This is a genomic window from Methylobacterium sp. WL18 (assembly GCF_008040015.1).
GTDB classification, from domain to species: domain Bacteria; phylum Pseudomonadota; class Alphaproteobacteria; order Rhizobiales; family Beijerinckiaceae; genus Methylobacterium; species Methylobacterium mesophilicum.
In genome coordinates this window covers 1-1477 of the sequence record NZ_VRVD01000899.1, presented here as the reverse complement: position 1 = coordinate 1477, position 1477 = coordinate 1, and the positions used below count along the sequence as shown (strand labels likewise).

Sequence of the window (1477 nt, the reverse complement as noted above, 5' to 3'; positions counted from 1 at the left end):
GGCCGGGCTCGGACCGCGGCTGACCCTGCACGCGCTCGACAACGCCCACGGGACCCCGGCGGCCGGCCTGGTCTGCGACCTGTCGATCCGCGAGGGCGACGTCTACCGGCCGATCAAGACGGTCACCACCGCGGCCAACGGCAGGCCGGCCGAACCCCTCCTCGTCGACGACGCGCTGAAGGCCGGCCGCTACGAACTGGTGCTGCATGTCGGGGCGTATTTCGCGGCCCTCGGGGCGACCCTGCCGAGCCCGAACTTCCTGAGCCTCGTGCCGATCCGCTTCCAGGTCCGCGACGCGCGCCAGCGCTACCACCTGCCGGTGCTGTTCACGCCCTGGGGCTATTCCTACTATCGGGGCAGCTGAGCCCAATCTCACGGGACCCGCATCCATGGCCGGCATCTCGACGCATGTCCTCGATACCGACCGCGGCCGCCCCGCCGCGGGCGTCCGGATCGACTTCTCGGTCCTGGAGGACGGGACGTGGCGGCTGGTGAAGAGCGTCGTCACCAACGCGGATGGGCGCACCGACGCGCCGATCCTGCCGGCCGGCGAAGCCCGGACCGGGCAGTACGAGCTGGCGTTCCACGTCGCGGATTACTTCCGGGACCGTCCGGGCACTGACCCGGGCGACGTCTTCATCGACGACCCGGTGGTGCGCTTCGCGATCTTCGATGCCGGGCAGCACTACCATGTGCCGATGCTGTGCGCGCCGGCGAGCTTCACCACCTACCGCGGCAGCTGAAGCGTCATGCCCGATCTGTCGGCGATCAACCGGTTGGACGAAAAGGCCTTCGTGACGCTGCTCGGCGGCGTGTTCGAGCACGCGCCCTGGGTGGCGCAGGCCGCCTGGCCGCACCGGCCCTTCGCGAGCCTCGCCGCCCTGCACGACGCGATGATGCAGGCGGTGCGCACCGCGCCACCGGAGCGCCGCCGCGCCTTCCTCAACAACCATCCGGAGCTGGCCGGCCCGGAGGCCCGGGCCCGCAGCCTGACGGCGGATTCGACGCGCGAGCAGGGCAGCGCCGGCCTCGACCGCATCGACGCGGAGGAAGGCGCGGCCTTCGATCGCCTGAACGCGGCCTATCGCGCCCGGTTCGGCTTCCCGTTCATCATCGCGGTGCGCGGGCGCGGGCGGGCCGAAATCCTCGCCGCGTTCGAGGCGCGCCTGTCCCGGGAACCGGCCGCCGAGGAGGCGACCGCCCTCGAGGAGGTCGCCCTGATCACCCGCATGCGCCTCGACGGCCTGGTCTCGGCCTGACCCGGCTCAAGCCTCGGCCGCCGCCTTCGCTTCGACCAGGGCCGCCTCGAACCCGGTGAAGGCCGTGGTGGCCTGGTCCCAGGCCTGGGCCCGCACGTGGCGGCCCAAGGCGGCGGCGAGCTCCCGCGCCCGGGTGAGGGCCGATTCCACGGCGGCCGGCCGGGCCGGATCGGCCGGGATGCCGACCGGCGGCGTGTCGGCCGGGCGCATCCCCACCA

3 protein-coding genes and 1 pseudogene are annotated in these 1477 nt (G+C 73.2%); 3 read left to right on the top strand and 1 reads right to left on the bottom strand.

Going from position 1 to position 1477, the window contains the following annotated elements; genetic code table 11:
* From uraH (FV228_RS29490) to uraD, 3 genes are all read left to right on the top strand, one after another.
* Positions 1–364, top strand: a 364-nt coding sequence (gene uraH / locus FV228_RS29490) for a hydroxyisourate hydrolase (protein ID WP_147857697.1), incomplete at its 5' end; no start/stop codon positions are given.
* A gap of 25 nt (positions 365–389) precedes the next feature.
* Positions 390–743, top strand: coding sequence for a hydroxyisourate hydrolase (gene uraH, locus FV228_RS29485; RefSeq protein WP_147857696.1), 354 nt, complete (start codon positions 390–392; stop codon positions 741–743).
* A gap of 6 nt (positions 744–749) precedes the next feature.
* Entirely contained in the window at positions 750–1259 is a 510-nt protein-coding gene (gene uraD, locus FV228_RS29480; protein ID WP_147857695.1) for a 2-oxo-4-hydroxy-4-carboxy-5-ureidoimidazoline decarboxylase, read from the top strand.
* Between the two features lie 6 nt (positions 1260–1265).
* Here uraD and FV228_RS29475 read toward each other — a convergent pair.
* Positions 1266–1477: pseudogene (locus FV228_RS29475) on the bottom strand (chemotaxis protein); the annotation flags it as partial.